11 protein-coding genes are annotated in these 16,173 nt (G+C 75.4%); 8 read left to right on the plus strand and 3 right to left on the minus strand.

Going from position 1 to position 16,173, the window contains the following annotated elements:
* The first annotated feature begins 56 nt into the window (after positions 1 to 56).
* From WME98_RS27330 to WME98_RS27340, 3 genes are all read left to right on the plus strand, one after another.
* Positions 57 to 905, plus strand: coding sequence for a hypothetical protein (locus WME98_RS27330; protein WP_437944639.1), 849 nt, complete (start codon positions 57 to 59; stop codon positions 903 to 905).
* 16 nt (positions 906 to 921) lie between these two features.
* Positions 922 to 1,821 carry a hypothetical protein gene (locus tag WME98_RS27335; RefSeq protein ID WP_437944640.1) on the plus strand — a complete coding sequence of 300 codons (900 nt, stop codon included), beginning with the start codon at positions 922 to 924 and terminating at the stop codon, positions 1,819 to 1,821.
* 321 nt (positions 1,822 to 2,142) lie between these two features.
* Positions 2,143 to 2,841 (plus strand): DUF2382 domain-containing protein, encoded by a 699-nt coding sequence (locus WME98_RS27340; RefSeq protein WP_437944641.1) that lies wholly within the window; start codon positions 2,143 to 2,145, stop codon positions 2,839 to 2,841.
* On the opposite strand, the gene WME98_RS27345 is transcribed toward WME98_RS27340, so the two are convergent.
* Positions 2,838 to 4,301, minus strand: a complete 1,464-nt coding sequence (locus tag WME98_RS27345) for a WD40/YVTN/BNR-like repeat-containing protein (protein WP_437944642.1) — start codon at positions 4,299 to 4,301, stop codon at positions 2,838 to 2,840. The genes WME98_RS27340 and WME98_RS27345 overlap by 4 nt on opposite strands.
* 84 nt (positions 4,302 to 4,385) lie before the next feature.
* Here WME98_RS27345 and WME98_RS27350 point away from each other — a divergent pair, with 84 nt between their 5' ends.
* Together WME98_RS27350 and WME98_RS27355 are read left to right on the plus strand one after the other, a co-directional pair.
* Complete coding sequence (locus WME98_RS27350) at positions 4,386 to 7,100, plus strand: hypothetical protein (protein WP_437944643.1); 2,715 nt, start codon at positions 4,386 to 4,388, stop codon at positions 7,098 to 7,100.
* A 47-nt stretch (positions 7,101 to 7,147) separates the two neighbouring features.
* Positions 7,148 to 7,948, plus strand: coding sequence for a hypothetical protein (locus WME98_RS27355; RefSeq protein ID WP_437944644.1), 801 nt, complete (start codon positions 7,148 to 7,150; stop codon positions 7,946 to 7,948).
* 43 nt (positions 7,949 to 7,991) lie between these two features.
* Here the strand turns inward: WME98_RS27355 and WME98_RS27360 are convergent, their stop codons facing one another.
* Positions 7,992 to 8,948: a hypothetical protein gene (locus tag WME98_RS27360; protein ID WP_437944645.1), complete on the minus strand. Its 957-nt coding sequence runs from the start codon at positions 8,946 to 8,948 to the stop codon at positions 7,992 to 7,994.
* Positions 8,949 to 9,346: 398 nt separating this feature from the next.
* On the opposite strand from WME98_RS27360, the gene WME98_RS27365 reads away from it, so the two are divergent.
* Positions 9,347 to 10,738: a hypothetical protein gene (locus WME98_RS27365; protein WP_437944646.1), complete on the plus strand. Its 1,392-nt coding sequence runs from the start codon at positions 9,347 to 9,349 to the stop codon at positions 10,736 to 10,738.
* A 15-nt stretch (positions 10,739 to 10,753) separates the two neighbouring features.
* On the opposite strand, the gene WME98_RS27370 is transcribed toward WME98_RS27365, so the two are convergent.
* Complete coding sequence (locus WME98_RS27370; RefSeq protein ID WP_437944647.1) at positions 10,754 to 11,725, minus strand: tetratricopeptide repeat protein; 972 nt, start codon at positions 11,723 to 11,725, stop codon at positions 10,754 to 10,756.
* A gap of 467 nt (positions 11,726 to 12,192) precedes the next feature.
* Here WME98_RS27370 and WME98_RS27375 point away from each other — a divergent pair, with 467 nt between their 5' ends.
* Complete coding sequence (locus tag WME98_RS27375; protein WP_437335789.1) at positions 12,193 to 13,878, plus strand: serine/threonine protein kinase; 1,686 nt, start codon at positions 12,193 to 12,195, stop codon at positions 13,876 to 13,878.
* Positions 13,879 to 13,977: 99 nt separating this feature from the next.
* On the plus strand, positions 13,978 to 16,167 hold the full coding sequence (locus tag WME98_RS27380) for a bifunctional alpha,alpha-trehalose-phosphate synthase (UDP-forming)/trehalose-phosphatase (protein ID WP_437944648.1): 2,190 nt from the start codon (positions 13,978 to 13,980) through the stop codon (positions 16,165 to 16,167).
* Positions 16,168 to 16,173: the final 6 nt, after the last annotated feature.

Genomic DNA, 16,173 nt, shown 5'->3' on the forward strand with positions numbered 1-16,173 from the left:
AGATTTGCCCTGTGTACCATCCTGTGTTTGCGGCCGTTCAAGAAGGAGAGTTCATCGTGAGAGCATCCAGAATTCTTGGGTTGGCGAGCATCGCCGTGGGTCTTTCGGCCGCTCTCCCAGCGCGCGCGGGGATCGAGGAGTGCGGCAACATCCGCTTCGACGAGCTCTCGGGCTGCGAGGTGCGCGTCTCGGCCGAGTGCGACGCGAGCTGCAGCGAGCTCGGTATCTACGAGACCGCGTGCGCCACGAAGCTCGTGCCGGTCTGCAAGACGGAGTGCTCCCTGTCGGCGGAGGCGACCTGCACGGACAGCTGCACCACACAGTGCCAGACGGATTGCGACAGGGGCGTCAACGTCATCTGCTCCCACAACTGCTTCGTCGAGTGCACCACCGAGCGGGACGCCGAGTGCGCCGCCGCCGCCGACCCCGGGAGGTGCTCCGCGACGTGGGACGCGAACTGCGACAGCGAGTGCGACGCCCAGTGCGTGACGGTGGATGGAGGCTGCTATCAGCACTGTATCGAGTGCTGCGGCGGCTCGTGCACCGCCGACGCCAACATGGATTGCCAGACCACCTGCCAGGACGAGATCTTCGAGGACTGCGAGCACGAGTTCCGCGCGAACTGCGATGCTTCCTGCAGCGGGGACGGGGCGCTCTTCTGCGGGGGGAAGTACATCATCTCCGGATCGCAGGTCCCGGCGTGCGTGCGAGCGCTGCTCGCGCAGGGCATCTCCGTCGAGGCCAAGGCCGAGGTCTCCATCGGTCCCGACGGCGTGACCGGGGATCTGTCCGCCGGCATGTGCGCCGTGAGCCCGGGGAGCAAGGCCCCCCTGGCCGCGCCGTTCGCCGCGCTCGCCGCGGCGGCAGGCTGGCTCGCGCGGCGGCGCAGGCGCGCGTCGCGCTGATTGGCCCCGCGTGGTCATGCGGCCGGCCCCCCAGGCGCTGCTCGCGCTGCTCGCCCTCGTCCCCTCGGCCTGCGGGGGCGAGGAGGCCGACGCGCGCGTGGTGGCCGGCCTGACGACGGACATGGCGATCGGCTTCGAGATCCACGCGATCGAGAGCACCACGAAGGTGGATGGCGTCATCACGCGCGCCGAGCGCCTCTCGTACGGCAGCGGCGATCTGTCGCTCCCGGCGGAGCTCCCGATCGCGAGCGCGCGAGACGGCGCCGAGATCGAGCTGTCCATCGCGGCGTTCCGCGACGGCGAGGCGGCGCCCATCGTGACGCGGACGACGGCGACCCGCGCCGCCTTCGGGCGAAGCTTGCTCCTGCCCGTCTCGATCGACGCGGCGTGCTCCGGGCTGGCCTGCGCCGCCGGCACGACCTGCGCGGCGGGGGCATGCGTCGATCCCTTCGTCGCCCCGTCCGCCCTCGACGACCACGATCCGATGTGGATCGCCTCGGCGAAGGACGCGTGCAAGACGCCCTCGTCGGGCGAGCCGGCGATCGTGATCGGGCAGGGGGAGAGCGCGTTTGCCCCCCTGGACGAGGGCGAGGTGGTGCCGATCGAGGCGGGCCCTCAAGGGGGGCACCACGTGTGGCTCGCGCTGCGCGTGACCGGGCTCAGGCAGATGGGCTCGCGCCTGCGGGTGGGGGGCTACTTCCCCGAGCTCGAGCGCGAGCTGCTCCCCTTCACCGCGCTCGTCACGCTGCGCCGCGCAGGCGAAGGCCGCTGCGAGATCTACGGCATCCGCTTCCAGGTGGATCGCGGCCTCTCGGTCGAGGCCGTCCGGGGTCGAGCGCTCGACGTCGAGGTCGCCTTGGAGGACCCGAACGGCGACGCGGCGACGGCGGCGCGGCGGGTCGTCATCGCTCCCTGACACCTGGCGCCTCGCGCCGCTGTCACCGCGGCGCACGGAGCCGAACGGGCGCGGCGGCGCGCTCCCGGCGACGTCGGTCTCGGGAGCGACGGCGAGGCCAGGACCACCGACGCTCTGCCGACGCTGCGATTGCATGGCGATTGCATGGCTGCATGGCGCGGAAGGACAGCGGAGGGCGCCGCGACCCGCGACGGGGCGAGCGAGCGGCCGCCCGAGATCGATGGGCCGAGCGGGCGCCGCTCAGCGGGGAGCCGAGCGGCCCGCGCCGGCGGCGCCCGTTGGCGATGCAGATCCGGAGGATTCCGGGGTTGGGGGTAGACCATGGTGAAGCAACAGGAGATCGCGCGTGGAATGGTCGTCCGGAGCTCGGACGGCGAGAAGCTGGGCAAGGTGACGCGGCTCGACGTGGACGCGTTCGAGATCGAAAAGGGCTTCTTCTTCCCGAAGGAGTACGCCGTGCGCTACGACGAGGTGCTCGGCATCCGGGACGGGGACATCATCCTCGCGCACGCCCGCGACCAGCTCGCCGGGGCGCGCGACCAGGAGCGCGGGGCCGACAGCGCGATCGCGGCGAGCGACGAGATCCGCGTGCCGCTCGTGGAGGAGGAGATCACGGCCGGAAAGACGGTGCAGGAGGTCGGTCGGGTCCAGGTCAGGAAAGAGGTCGTGACCGAGGAGAAGCAGGTCACCGTGCCGGTGGCGCGCGAGGTCGTGCACGTCGAGCGCGTCCCCGCGAGCGAGGCGCGCCCGATCGCGTCCGGCACGACGATCGAGGAGGGATCGATCAGCATCCCTGTCCGCGAGGAGCAGGTGGAGATCTCGAAGCGGCCCGTGGTGAAGGAAGAGCTGCGGATCAGCAAGGAGGTCGTCCGCGAGCAGGAGCAGGCGAGGGCGACCGTGCGCCGCGAGGAGGCCGAGGTCCGGACCGAAGGGCAGGTGCGGCGCGAGGACACGCCGGACGCGGCGACCGAGCCGATGCCGCCGGAGCTGGCGACCGGGACAGGGGGCAGGCGGCGCTAAGCGCGCCGCCGCCGCGCCGCCGCGGCCGCCGCCAGGCACGCCGCGGCGAGCGCGCCGGCCCAGCCCGCGCTCCCGCCGCCCGCGCGGCAGCCGCAGCCGCCGTCGCTCGGCCGCGCCCCGCCGGCAGGCTGCGCCCCGCCGGTGGACACCTCCGGCGCTCCGCCCGTGCCCCCGGCGCCGCTCGCCGCGCCGCCACCGCCGCTCGCCGCGCCCCCGCCGCTCGCCGCCGTCGCTCCGCCGGCGCCGGTCGCGCTGGCGCTCGCGCCGCTGCTGGCCGCGGGGGAGCCGGCGTCCGGCGCGCAGCCCTCGTGGCCCGTCATCATCGCGATGCGCGGCCAGTCGAGCGGGCAGAGCGCCCCGACCGAGGTGCTCGCCGCGCAGTCGAGCGGGCCGCGGATGCACGCCTGCCGGAGCAGCGGCTCGAACGTCGCGCCGCCGTCGAGCGAGCGGCCGATCGTGAAGTCGTCCAGGAACTCGCTCGCGCACGCGTAGAGCCCCGCCTCCGTCCAGGCGAAGCAGCGCGGCGCGACGCTCGAGACGCGCTCGAACGAGAGCGTCGACGAGGGCGCGCGGAAGACGCCGTCGATGTCGCTGCCCACCGCCACCTCCGCGCCGTCCGGCGAGATCGCGAACGCGCGCACGAACCCCTGCGTGTCGAACACCGGCTCGAACGTCGCGCCGCCGTCCCTCGAGACGAACAGGCGCCCCGGCGCGCTCGCGATCCGCACGTACAGCACGTCGGCGTCGCGCGGATCGACCCCCGCGATGTACGGCTCGCGCGACGTCGTGCTCCCCGGCACCACCGAGATCTCCCACGTCTCTCCGCCGTCGGCCGAGCGCGCGAGCTCCCCCTTGACGGGGCCGCCTCCGGTCGCGAGGCCGCTCACGTAGATGCGCCGCGGATCCGAGGGCGCGACGTCGACGGTCCGCGCCTGGAAGCCCGCCGGGAGGGGCGCCCCCGCGCTGGCCCAGCGCGCGCCGCCGTCGCGCGACGCCCACAGGCCGTGCCTTTGCCCCGCGACGACGGCGACGACGTGCGACGGGTCGCCCTGCCGGACCGAGAGATCGAGCACCGCCTTTCCCTCGAGCTCGGCGGCGCGCGCGAAGGCGCAGCCGCCCTCGACGCCGATCGCGATCCCGTCGCTCAGCGCCGCGAGCACCCTGCCGCCCTCCGCCGCCGCGATGGGCGGAGCGACGCCGCCCGTGTCGTCGTACCCGACCGCGCCCTCGCAGATCCAGTGCCAGCTCGCGCCCCCGTCCCGCGTGGTCAGCAGGCCGTACGTCATCCGGGCCACGGCGCGCGCCGGGTCCGCCGGGTCGAAGACGATCTGGTCCGCGGAGGGAAAGACGCCGTTCGCGGCGGCAGGGGAGGGCAGCGCCGAGAGCGCCGCGGCGGCGAGCGCGGCGGCGCGCGCGCGGCGAGAGCGCGCCTTTGCAGCGCGCACGGGGGGCGATCGCATCGAGGATCCATCGTACCGCGGGGCGGGCGCGCGCACGCCAAGAACCGCCCACGCGCTCTCCGCGCCCCGCTACACTCGCCGCCAATGCCGGAGCGCATCGTCGTGTCCTTTCGAGGTACTGCGGCCCTCTCGCGACCGGACAGCACGGACGCGGTCCTGCCGTCGCTCGGCCGCCGCGGCGCCGCGCGCGCGGCCGCGCCGCCCTCGCGCCACCGGGGCGCGCCGCGCGACGCGGGCGCCGCGGCGCGCGGCGAGGAGAGCTACCTCGCGCGGGCGCTCGCGCTGAAGAAGCGCGCCGAGGCGCTCGGCGCCACCCTGTGCGCCTGGAGCGCGCAGACCTTCTCCTTCGAGTTCACGCCGGACGACATCGAGGAGGCGGTGCTGCTCGCCGCGCTCGCCGCCGAGGACGCGTCCGTGCACCCCGACGCGCGCTTCGCGGTCGGCATCGCGCAGGGGGAGATGACGTACGTCGGCGAGGCCGGGCGCTTCACCGCGCTCTCGTGGGGGCAGCCGCTGCTCGTCGCCGTCATGCTCGCCCGCATCGCCCTCCCGGGCGACGTGCTCCTCGACCCCGCGCTGTCCGCCGTGCTCGCGGGCGAGCTCATGACCCTCGGCGCCCACCGCGGCGTCGACGGCGCGCGCCGGGTGCGCGGCCTGCGCCTCGACGCGCAGCAGCCGCTGCGCCGGCAGGTCGCCGAGAGCGTCGCGCGCCTCTCTCGGCCGCCGCTGATCGGCCGCGACGGCGAGCTCGCCGCGCTCGCCGTGCCCCCCGGCTCCCTCGCGCTCGTCCGCGCCGAGCCCGGCGCCGGCGGCTCGCGGCTGCTCCTCGAGCTGAGCCGGGTCCTCGCCCCGTCGCGGAGCCTCTTCGTCGCGCCGATCGGGGCCTCGCGCGAGCCGTTCGGCGCGCTCCGCCGCGCCCTCGCGCGCGCGGCGGTCCGCGCCGAGAAGGGCCGCGCCCGCGCGCCCTCGCTCCCGGATCGGCTGAGCCCCGCGCTCGCGCGGCTCATCGCCGGCGAGGGCGTCGAGCCGTGGACCGCCGCCGAGGTCGTCGCCTCGTGGCTCGCCCCGGAGGGCGCCCGCTCCGGCCTCATCCTGGTCGACGACACCGGCGAGGTCGACGCCGCGAGCCTCGAGGCGCTCGCGATCGCGCTCGAGATGGGCGGCGGCCTGCGCGCCGTCGTCCGGCTCGGGCGCTCGGAGCCGCTCCCCGCGCCGCTCAACGCGATGACCGTCTCCGCGACGGCCGCGCTGGGGCCGCTCTCCGCCGCGGGCGCCCAGGAGCTGGTCCGCCGCCTCCTCGACGGCTGCATCGACGACGCGGGCGCGCGGAGGTGGGCCGCGCGCGCGCCGGCCTTCCCGCTGGCCCTGCGCGAGCTCATCTGCGAGGCGCTGGAGAGCGGCGCGCTGCGCTGGATCGGCAGGAGCGTCGCGCCGCGCCGGCGCAGCGCCGGGCGGGGCGGGCCCGCGCGCACCATGACCGGGGCCGAGCTCGCGGCGCCGCCCGCGTCCCGCGCGATCGAGGGCCGCCTGCGCCTGCTCCCGATCGGCCCGCGCACGGTCCTCACCGCGCTGGCGACGCTCGGCGGCGACGCGTCGGAGTCGGCGATCGAGGCCCTGTGCGACGGCACGGGCGCGCCGAAGGTCGCCGCGGTCCAGGCGGCGCTGCTCGGCGCCGGCTGGGTCGTCCGGCCGGAGCCGGGCTGGCTGAAGCTCTCCTCGCGCACGCTGCGCGACGTCCTGCTCGCGGCCGTCCCGCCGGGCGAGCGCTCCGCGTGGCACCTCGCCGCGGCGCGCGTCGTCGAGGACCACGCGGGGGTGCTCGGCCTCGCCGACGCCGCGTGGCACGCCGCGAAGGCGGGCGACCGGCGCTCCGCGGCCGATCTCGCCGGGCGCGCCGCGCGCGCCGCCGGCGACGCGCTGCTCGAGTCGTCGGCCGCCGAGCTGCTCGCGTTCGCCGACGAGCAGGAGACCGCGAGGGAGCACCGGCTCGACGCGGCGCCGGACAGCACCTCGAGCCAGCCGCCCACCTTCCGCACGCCGATCGAGGTGGTCGGCGACGCGCCGGATCCGCAGCGCGGCGCGCCCGGCTCGGATGGCTCCGCCGCCGACGCGTCGCGCGAGGCGGCCGACAGCGCCGCGCGCCGGCGGGGCTCCACGATGCCGGTCGAGAGCGGCGGCGCGCGCGACGGCGCTGCCCGCGCGTCGCGGCCGGAGGGCGCGGCGGCGCCCCGGGACGTGGCGCCCGCGGGCTTCCCCGACGTGGCGCCGCTGGAGGAGGACTTTCCGCTCGCCGACGCCTCGGGCGATCCGCTCGCGAAGACCTCGGAGTCGCCCGTCCTGTCGATGAACGACATCGCGGTCCGCCTCGCCGAGCTGGCCAAGCAGGCGCTCGTGCAGGGCGAGCTCCGCACGCTGGAGCGGCTCGTGGACGAGCTCCGCCGCACCGGCGAGCACCCGGAGCTGGTGGAGCGCATGACCGGGCTGATCTCGCTCGGGCGCGGCGCCAAGGACGAGGCGCTGCGGCGCTTCCGGAGCGCGGCGGAGGCCGAGGCGTCGCCCGCGCAGAAGGCGAGGGCGCTGCTCGCCTACGGGATCGCGCTCGCCGCCGCGGGCCGCACGGAGGGCGCCCTGCTCGAGGCGCTGAGCGCCCTGGCGCGGGCCCGCGAGGCCGCGGATCGCCGCGGCGAGCAGGCGTGCGCGCAGTTCCTGGCGAGGCTCGCGGCCGCGACCGGGCACGAGGAGGCGGCCCGCACGTGGACGCAGGTGGCGCGCCTCGCCGGCGCGGCGCCCCCTGCCTGACGGCGCATCGATTGACAGCGTCGTCGCGGCTGGCCATACCCGCGGCCATGTCGTCTCGAGAGCCCGCCGGCGAGCCTTCCTCCGCGCCGGGGACCGGCGAGGGGCGCGCCGCGGCGGATGCGAGCGACGAGCGCGCTGCGCCGGATACGCGCGAGGGGCGCGCCGCGCCGGATACGAGCGAGGGGCGCGCCGCGCGTCCCGGCGTCGGCGCGCGCTGGATCGCCGCGCTCCTCGCGCTCGCGCTCTCGCTCGGCGCGATCGCCGGCGTCGCGTACCAGCGCTACGCCGCGGTGCACCTGCGCGAGCTCCCGAAGGTCCCCCGCTGCGTCCGTGGGGCGCGGGTCGCGTTGCGCAGGCCGGTCGCGGTGTCCGGCACGGAGCCCCGCCAGACGGCGTCGGGCGAGACGGTCCACCTCACGCCCGGCGAAGACCGCGCCGTCGCCTGCGCCCTGCAGTTCGATGAGGCGCTCGCCCGCCACCTCGCCGGAGCGCTGGCCGAGCAGGCGCCCGCGCAGCGCGCCGCCCGGCTGCTCGAGCTCGTGCGCGACCGCGTGCCGCCGGATCCGGCGCACGACCGCTCGGCCTCCGCCGCCTACATGATGGCCTCGGCGGCCCTGCGCGGCCTGCCCGAGGACGCGCCCGAGGTCCGCGCCGCGGCCGAGGCGCTCGAGCAGCACCACGCCTGCCGCTTCGCCACGCGGCGCGCCTGCCCGACGCGCCCCTCGCCGCCGGCGCTCGTGTGGCTCGCCGGCGTCCCCGCGGCGCTGAGCCTGCTCGGGCTGCTCGGGATCGGCCTTGCCGCGAGCGCCGCGCGCTACCGGCGCTGGACCGCGCGCCGGGCCCGCTGATCGCCCGCGCGCCGGCCGCCGAGCGCCCGCGCCCCCGCGCGCCTCAGTCGATCGCCTCGACGCGGAAGCTCGACTGGACCAGGCGGTGGCGCCCCGCGCCGATGTCGGCCACGTCGAACCCGAAGCCCGCGCCCTGGTGGTGGATCCCGCCCGACGTGGCGCCGCTCGGCATCTTCACCGACGAGCTCACCGTCACGTAGACCTTCGCGCCCTTGGCGAACGCGGCGGTCATCGCGAGGACGCGCCCGGCGAGCTGCGCCGCCGCCTCGCGCGCCACCCGCGCCCAGAGCGCGGCGGCTCCGGCCGTCGACGACAGCGCGCGCACCCCGAGCACCGCGCCGGCGCCGCTCAGCTGCACCTCGAACACCGCGCGCGCCGTCTCGGGCGTCTCGGCGGCGCGCACCGCGTCCGCCACCACGGACGCGACCGTGCCGGCGGCGGGCAGATCCAGCCCCAGCGTCTTGTCCCGATCGCGCATCGCCTCGCGCAGCACCTCGCCGCCCCTGTCCATCGACACCTCGCGCTGCGCGGGGGGCGCGGTCGGCGCCGGCGGCGGCGGCGCGCGGTCCGGCAGCACGCCGGGCAGCTGCCACACCGGAACGCCGCCGAGCCCGGCCACGCCCGGCGGCGCCTCGGCGCTCGGCGGCCCGTCGTACTCGGAAGGCGGCGCCGGCGCCGGGGCCGCGGCGGGGCCCTCCCGTGGCTCGACCGGCGCCTCCGGCGGCGCGGGCGCCTCCGGCCCGCGGCGATCGCGGCGCGCCGTCCGCGCGAGGGCCGGCGCCGCGTCCTCGCGCGGCCGCGCCCCGTCCGGAGCGCGCGGCTCGTCCTGCCGCGGGGCGAGCGGCGCGACGGGCTCCACCTCGATCTCGACCTCGGGGTAAGCGCCGCTCGATCGGGCCACGAGCGCCGGCGTCGGGCGGTCCGCGATCCGCGAGACCCACGGGATGGCAGCGTGGAGCAGCGTCGCTGCGAGCAGAAAGCGGGCCTCACGGGGGAGCAAGCGCGGAGCACCTTGCTGGCTGACGGGGAGGGGTGCAAGTGCGCGTTTCATCGCCGCCGTGCTCTGTTCACGGCGCGCACCTCACCCGCGCCGCCACGAGCACATCGCTCTCGCTCCCCCGCTTCGCCGCCCGGCGGGCTCACCCATGCGTGATCCAGCAGGGCACATCGTATTACGGTCACGCTTAAATCTGCGCGCACGGCACGGTTGCCGCTTGAGCTTGTGGCCGTGCTGGTCGATCCTCCCGCTGCCACGGCGCCTTCCAGGCTCATGGCAGGAGCAGAAACGCAGCGCGGCGCCGCACGTGCAACGCGCTCACCGAACAGAAGCAGCGCCTGGCAGCGAAGGCCGAGCGCTACGTCCCCGATGTGAGGAGGCGTATCAAAATGAAGGGAAACGTGAGCGCTGGCAGGTCGCCTGCGGACCTCTCGACGACGCCCACGCCGCCGCCCGTCACCGTGGTCCAGGGCTCCCCGGATCGCGGTCTCCCCCTCGACACGCCGCCCCTCGGCGCGGCGTCCGGTCCGCTGGAGCAAGGGCTGCTCTTCGATCCGCCGCCTGTCGGCGCCGAGCCCGGCCCGCTCCCGCCGGGGTTCGCGCCCGGCTTCGTCGATCCCGCGCCGTCGGGGGCGCCGCTCCACCTCGCCGGGGTCGGGCCGTACGGCTCCTTCTCCGCGCCGTCGCCGCGCGAGCGCCGCGCCCGCACGTGGCGCGCGCTCGGCGCGTTCGTCCTCGCGGCGGCGACCGTGATCGCCGTCGTCTTCCTCACCGCGCGCGGGATCGCCGCGAGGATGCCGGTCAACGGCGAGGCCTTCCGCGCCATGACGCCCGTCAGCCGCGCCCTGCTCCTCGCCTCGCGCTCCGTGGCCGAGGGCGCCGCGGCCAGGGTGCTCGTCGCGCCCGAGGTGTTCGCGCGCTGGCAGGGGGCGACGCCGCCGCCCGAGATCCGGCACGACGGCTACGCGTCGATCCGCGGCGGCGTGCTCTTCACGCCCGAGACGTTCAGGCCCGCCGGATCGAGCTACGATCTCGTGATCCATTTCCACGGCAACACCCAGCTCGTCCGCGAGAGCGCGGAGGTCGCCGGGCTGAACGCCGCGGTCGCCGTCATCAACCTGGGCATCGGCTCGGGCGCCTACGAGGAGCTCTACGCGCAGCCGGGTGTCTACGAGAGCCTGCTCGCGGACATCGACCGGGCGCTCGCGCAGCGCGGCCTGCCGACCCCGCGCCTCCGCCGGCTCGCGCTCTCCTCGTGGAGCGCGGGCTACGGCGCGATCGCGAAGATCCTGGAGCTCCGCCGCGGCATCGACGCGCTCGACGCGATCCTCGTCACGGACGGCATCCACTGCGGCTTCGTCCCGGACCACCCGAGCGGGCTCAACACCCTCCAGCTCGCCTCGTTCGCGCGCGCGGCGCAGCTCGCCGCCGCGGGGCAGGTGCTGTTCACGATCACGCACTCGGAGATCGACCCGATCGCGTACGCCAGCTCCAGCGCGACGGCCAACTACCTGCTCGGCGCCGCGGCCGGGCACCCCGTCGAGCGGTCGCCCGCGCTCTCTGCCCCGCCGCACCTGCGCCTGCGCGCGGCCGAGGGCGCCGTCTCGAGGAAGCTCGAGAAGCAGATGATCCCGACCACCGAGGCGACCGTGGGCGAGCTCCGCGTCCGCGGGTTCCGCGGCAACACGCCGGAGCACCACATGGCGCACCTGCTCCAGATGGCCTCGACCGTCCTCCCCGAGCTCGTCGAGCGCTGGCGCGAGGGCGGCGACCCCGCGCCGCCCTCGCCCTGAGCGCGGCCACCCCCGTCAGCTCCGGCTCCGCGCCTCGTCCATCCACGCCTTGATCGCCCCGGCCACCGGGTGATCCGACCCGAGCTCCGCCTCGGCCAGTCGGAGCGCCCGCTCGTAGAGCGGCAGCGCCGCGGAGGGCCGCCCGGCGGCGTGGTGGACCTGCGCGAGCCGGACCAGCGTCGGCCGGAGCGACGGGTGGGCGTCCCCGACGATCGCCTCGCGCGCGGCGAGCGCGCGCTCGTACAGCGCCGCCGCCTCGGCCGCGTCCCCGTGCGCCTCCCGCGCGGCGCCCAGGTTGTGGAGGATCGACGCGCGCAGCGCCCCCTCCACGGCGGGGCCCGCCTCGGCGATCTCGAGCGCCCTCCGGAGCATCGCCTCCCGCTCGGCCGCCGGGCGGTCCTCCTCGAAGAACGTGGCCGCGTTGTAAAGCGCCTCCGCGACGAGCGGGTGGCGGGCGCCGAGCGCCCCCTCGCGCAGCGCGACCGCCCGCTGGAAGAGCGGCGCCGCCTCGGCGCGCGCCCCCTTCCGGCCGAGCAGCAGGCCGAGCCGGTTGAGCAGCGCGGACAGCTCGAGCGGATCGGGGTCGCGCATCCGGTCGTAGCCCGCCAGCATCCGGCGGAACAGCGCCTCGACGTCCTCGGCCGCTCCCTCGCGCTCCAGGATGGCGGCGAGCTGCTCGAGCAGCCTCGGCAGCGGCGGGTCCGCGCCCGCCCCCGCCGCCTCGGCGATGGCGATCGCCCTGGCGGAGCTCGCGCGCGCCTCGGAGAGCCGCCCCTGCGCGAGCTGCGCCGAGCTCAGCGCGTAGAGCGGCCCCGTGAGCTCGGCGTCCCCGGGGCCGTAGATCTCCTCGGCGATGGCGATCGCCCGGGCGCACGTCGCCTCGGCCTCGGCGTGGCGGGAGCCGGCCAGCTCGGACGCCGCCTGGTCGAGTAGGCGCCGGTACTCTCTCCCCCTCCACCAGCGCCGCAGGGCGCGATCGGGTCGCATCCTTCTCTACTACCTCGTCCCCACCCGCCGGGGCGAGAGGGCCGGCAGGGACGTCCGGCGCCCGCGGCGGCGCCGCGAGGCGGGGACGATCGGAAGAGCGTTGCGCCGGCGCGGAGCAGTGTAATCTGCTCGCAGGGTCTCGTGGTGCGCAGGTGGGATGCAGACGCTCGGTGCCAGCAACTGGCGGTCCTCGTCGATCGGGGCTATGGCGCTCGGCGCATGGTGCAGCGCCTCCCGCCCGGCCTCGGGCAGGGCTTCCGGAAGGGCCCCCGGCAGGGGACACTCGGCCTCGCGGACGGGGCGATCGAGGAAAGGTCGCCAAGGACTTTTCTTCCGTTTAGACTGCCCCGACGGCCCCACGCACCGACGCCCCCCACGATCATGAGGTCCAAGCTCACGCATCGCGAGGCATCGTTACCGAGGGGAGGGCTCGCCCGCGCCCGCACGGGGAAGGCGACGGAGTTCATATGAGTGCCAACGAAAACGTCGTCGATGAAGTAGCGCGCAGCGAGCCGATCGATCCGTTGCTCGGAAAGGTGCTCAACGGCAAGTTCAAGATCCTGTCCATGCTCGCGACCGGCGGCATGGGCACGATCTATCGCGGCGAGCAGATCCCGCTCGGGCGCCCGGTGGCGATCAAGGTCCTGATCCCGAACCAGGCGTCGCGGCAGCTCGACCCGAACTTCCACAAGCGCTTCTTCCTCGAAGCGAGCATCCTCGCGCGCCTCCAGCACCCGAACATCGTCACCGTCTTCGACTACGGCCGCATCGAGGCCGACGATCAGGACCGGTTCTTCATGGCGATGGAGTTCCTCGAGGGCGAGACGCTCTTCCGGCGCGTGCGCCGGCAGGGGCGCCTGCCGCCGCCCGAGGCGATGCGCATCGCGCGGCAGATCGCGCGCGGGCTGCGCGAGGCGCACAAGCACGGCGTCGTCCACCGCGACCTCAAGCCGTCGAACGTCATGCTCGTCTCCAACGAGGACTCGGAGGAGGCGGTCAAGATCCTCGACTTCGGCCTGGTGAAGCAGCTCGGCGACGACTCGGAGGAGCTCACGCAGCAGGGCGCGTTCCTCGGATCGCCCCGCTTCATGTCGCCCGAGCAGATCTCGCACGGCAAGGTCGATCTCAGGACCGACATCTACTCGCTGGGCGTGATCCTCTACCAGATGCTCTGCGGGAAGGTCCCGTTCGAGTCCGAGAAGTCGATCCAGATCCTGATGGCGCACCTCCAGCAGCCGGTGCCGCGCATGAAGGATCGGAACCCGGACGTCGACATCCCGGAGCCGCTCGAGGCGCTCGTGATGCGCTGTCTGGCGAAGGATCCGGACGGGCGGCCCGCGACGATGGACGCGCTCATCCAGGGCCTCGGCGAGTGCGCCCGCGGCATGGGCGTGACGACCGCCTTCGGCGGCACGCAGATCACCTCGTTCGAGTCGCTGCCCGGCGTGCAGATCTCGTCGCGCTCGTCGACCGTGCAGGCGCTCAAGGAGGCCGTGACGCTCCCGGCGCCGTCGACGGACGACGAGGCGAGCGGCCGCACCTCCGGCGTCGGCACGGGCGTCTCGGCGGCGACCACGGCGGACGCGTCGAAGGGCGCCGCCGGCGCGCAGGAGGCGCGCCCCGGCGGCGGACGCAAGGCGGCGATCCTCGCCGCCATCGGCGCCGTCGTCGTGGCGGCGGTCGTGTTCGTGCTGACCCGCAGCCCCGCGCAGAGCGAGGCCACGACCGACCCCCCGCCCGCCGCCGCGCCCCCGCCGGCGACCACGCCGACCGATCACAAGGGCGCGCCGTCGTTCATGCTCATCATCGAGTCGATCCCGCCGGGCGCCGAGGTCCTCGAGGACGGCAAGTCGCTCGGGCTCACGCCGCTCCAGCTCTCGATCGAGAACGAGCAGGTGCGCGCGGCGCCGCGCCGGCTGACGCTGCAGAAGGAAGGCTTCCAGCCCTACTCCATCGTGCAGGGGCCGTCCGAGATGTCCGTCCAGACCGTCGCGAGGCTCGCGCAAGTGGCGGCGCCGGCGAAGACGGAGGAGCCCTCCACCTCGGGCAGCAAGAGGAACTGGGGCCGCACCGTTCGCCCGGCCGCGCCTCCGCCCACGACGAAGCCCTCCACCCCCGAGAACACGGCGCCCCCGATCCGGATCGACCGCTGACGTTCAGGACGAGCCCTACGATCCGTATCGGCTCGTCCTGGATTCGCGCCGCCGCGAGGGCGCGGTGCCGTCGCCATGCGCTAGCTTTTTCGCTCGCGCATGTCCCGCCTGCTCATCGTCTCGAACCGCCTCCCCGTGACCGTCCACGTCGATCAGGGCGACGTCTCCGTCGTCCCGTCGGCGGGCGGCCTGGTCACCGCGATGCGGAGCCCCCACGAGCGCCACGGCGGCCTGTGGCTGGGCTGGCCGGGCGACGTCTCGCGCCTCGGCGCGGCGCAGCGCGCGGCGCTCGAGGAGCAGCTCCGGCAGCTCGGCACCGTCCCGGTGCACCTCACGCCGGCCGAGGTGAGGCGCTATTACGACGGCTTCTCGAACGGCGTGCTGTGGCCGCTGTTCCACTACCTGACCGAGAAGGTCCACCTCGACGCCCGGCGCGACTGGGAGACCTACCGCGAGGTGAACGAGCGCTTCACCGAGGCGATCGTCGAGCAGTACAGGCCCGGCGACCGCGTCTGGATCCACGACTACCAGCTCACGCTCGTGCCGGCGATGCTGCGCCAGCGCATCCCGGACGCGCGGATCGGCTTCTTCCTGCACATCCCGTTCCCCGCGGCCGAGGTCTTCCGGAGCCTGCCGTGGCGCGAGCAGGTGCTGCGCGGCATGCTCGGCGCGGACGTCGTCGGGTTTCACACGGCGTCGTATCGGTACCACTTCGTCTACTCCGCCGCGCGCGTGCTCGGCCTCGATCCCGACCTCGAGACGCTCGCGGTCGAGGGGCGCAAGGTGCGGCTCGGCGTCCACCCGATCAGCATCGACGTCGACGAGTTCGTGCGGCTCGCCCGGGACGAGGAGGTCCGCGCGGAGGCGCGGCGCATCCGCGAGCGCGCCCAGGGGCGGAAGATCGTGCTCGGCATCGATCGGCTCGACTACACGAAGGGGATCCCGCGGCGCATGCTCGCGATCGAGCGCTTCCTCGAGCGCGAGCCCGAGCTCCGGAGCAAGGTCCGGTTCATCCAGCTCGCGGTGCCGACGCGCGAGAAGGTGGACGCCTACGCCGACTTCCGGCGCACCGTGAACGAGCTCGTCGGTCGCATCAACGGCAGCTACGCGACGCTCGACGACGTCCCGATCCACTTCCTGCACCGGTCGATGCCCATGTCCGAGGTCGTCGCGCTCTACCTCGCGGCCGACGTGATGATGGTGACGCCGCTGCGCGACGGGATGAACCTGGTCTGCAAGGAGTACGTGGCCTCGCGGATCGACGACACCGGCGCCCTCGTGCTGAGCGAGTTCGCGGGCGCGGCCGCCGAGCTGATCGAGGCGCTCCCGGTCAACCCGTACGACATCGACTCGGTGGCCGCGACGATCAAGCGGGCGCTCGTCATGCCGCCGTCCGAGCAGCGCGTCCGGATGCAGGCGCTCCGGCGCCGCGTCGTCACGCACGACGTGCACCGCTGGGCGCACTGCTTCCTGAACGATCTCGAGCGCGCGTGCAGCGCGGCGCCGGAGGTCGGGGCGGTCCGGCGGCGCACCGACGCGCCCCAGCTGAACACGATCGCGAGCGCCCGCAGCGCCCCCTCGCTGGTCGTGATGCTCGACTACGACGGCACGCTCGTCCCGCTCGCGGCGATGCCCGAGCTCGCGCCGCCGGACGAGGAGCTCATCGCGGATCTGCGCGAGCTCGCGGCGCGCCCGCGGACGCAGGTGCACGTGGTGAGCGGCCGGCCGCGCGAGGATCTCGAGCGCTGGCTGGGCGAGCTGCCCATCAGCCTGCACGCGGAGCACGGGTTCTTCTCACGCGCGGCCCCCGGCGAGCCCTGGGTCGCGCTCCGCGAGGCGTCGCTCGACTGGAAGCCGCGGGTCCGCGACATCCTCCAGGGGTTCGTCGACCGCACGGCGGGCAGCTTCATCGAGGAGAAGGTGGCGTCGATCGCGTGGCACTACCGGTCGGCCGACCCGGAGCTCGCCAGCCAGATGGCGCGCGAGGTGCCCGCGAAGCTCGAGGAGGTGCTGCGCGAGCGCGATCTCGAGCTGATCCCCGGCCGGAAGGTGCTGGAGGTGCGGCTGCGCGGCGTGAACAAGGGGGCGATCGTGCCGCGGGTGCTGGCGACGGTGCCGCCCGAGGCGATGGTCGTCGCGCTCGGCGACGACCGGACGGACGAGGATCTGTTCGCGGCGCTCCCCCCGACGGCCCTGACCGTCCACGTGGGCGGCGGGGAGAGCTCCGCGGCGTTTCAGCTGCCCGATCCGGCCGCGGCGCGGCGCTTCCTGCGCGCGCTCGTGGCGTGAGCGCCC

Origin of the sequence: Sorangium sp. So ce296, assembly GCF_051529605.1 — a bacterium.
GTDB lineage: Bacteria > Myxococcota_A > Polyangia > Polyangiales > Polyangiaceae > Sorangium > Sorangium cellulosum_D.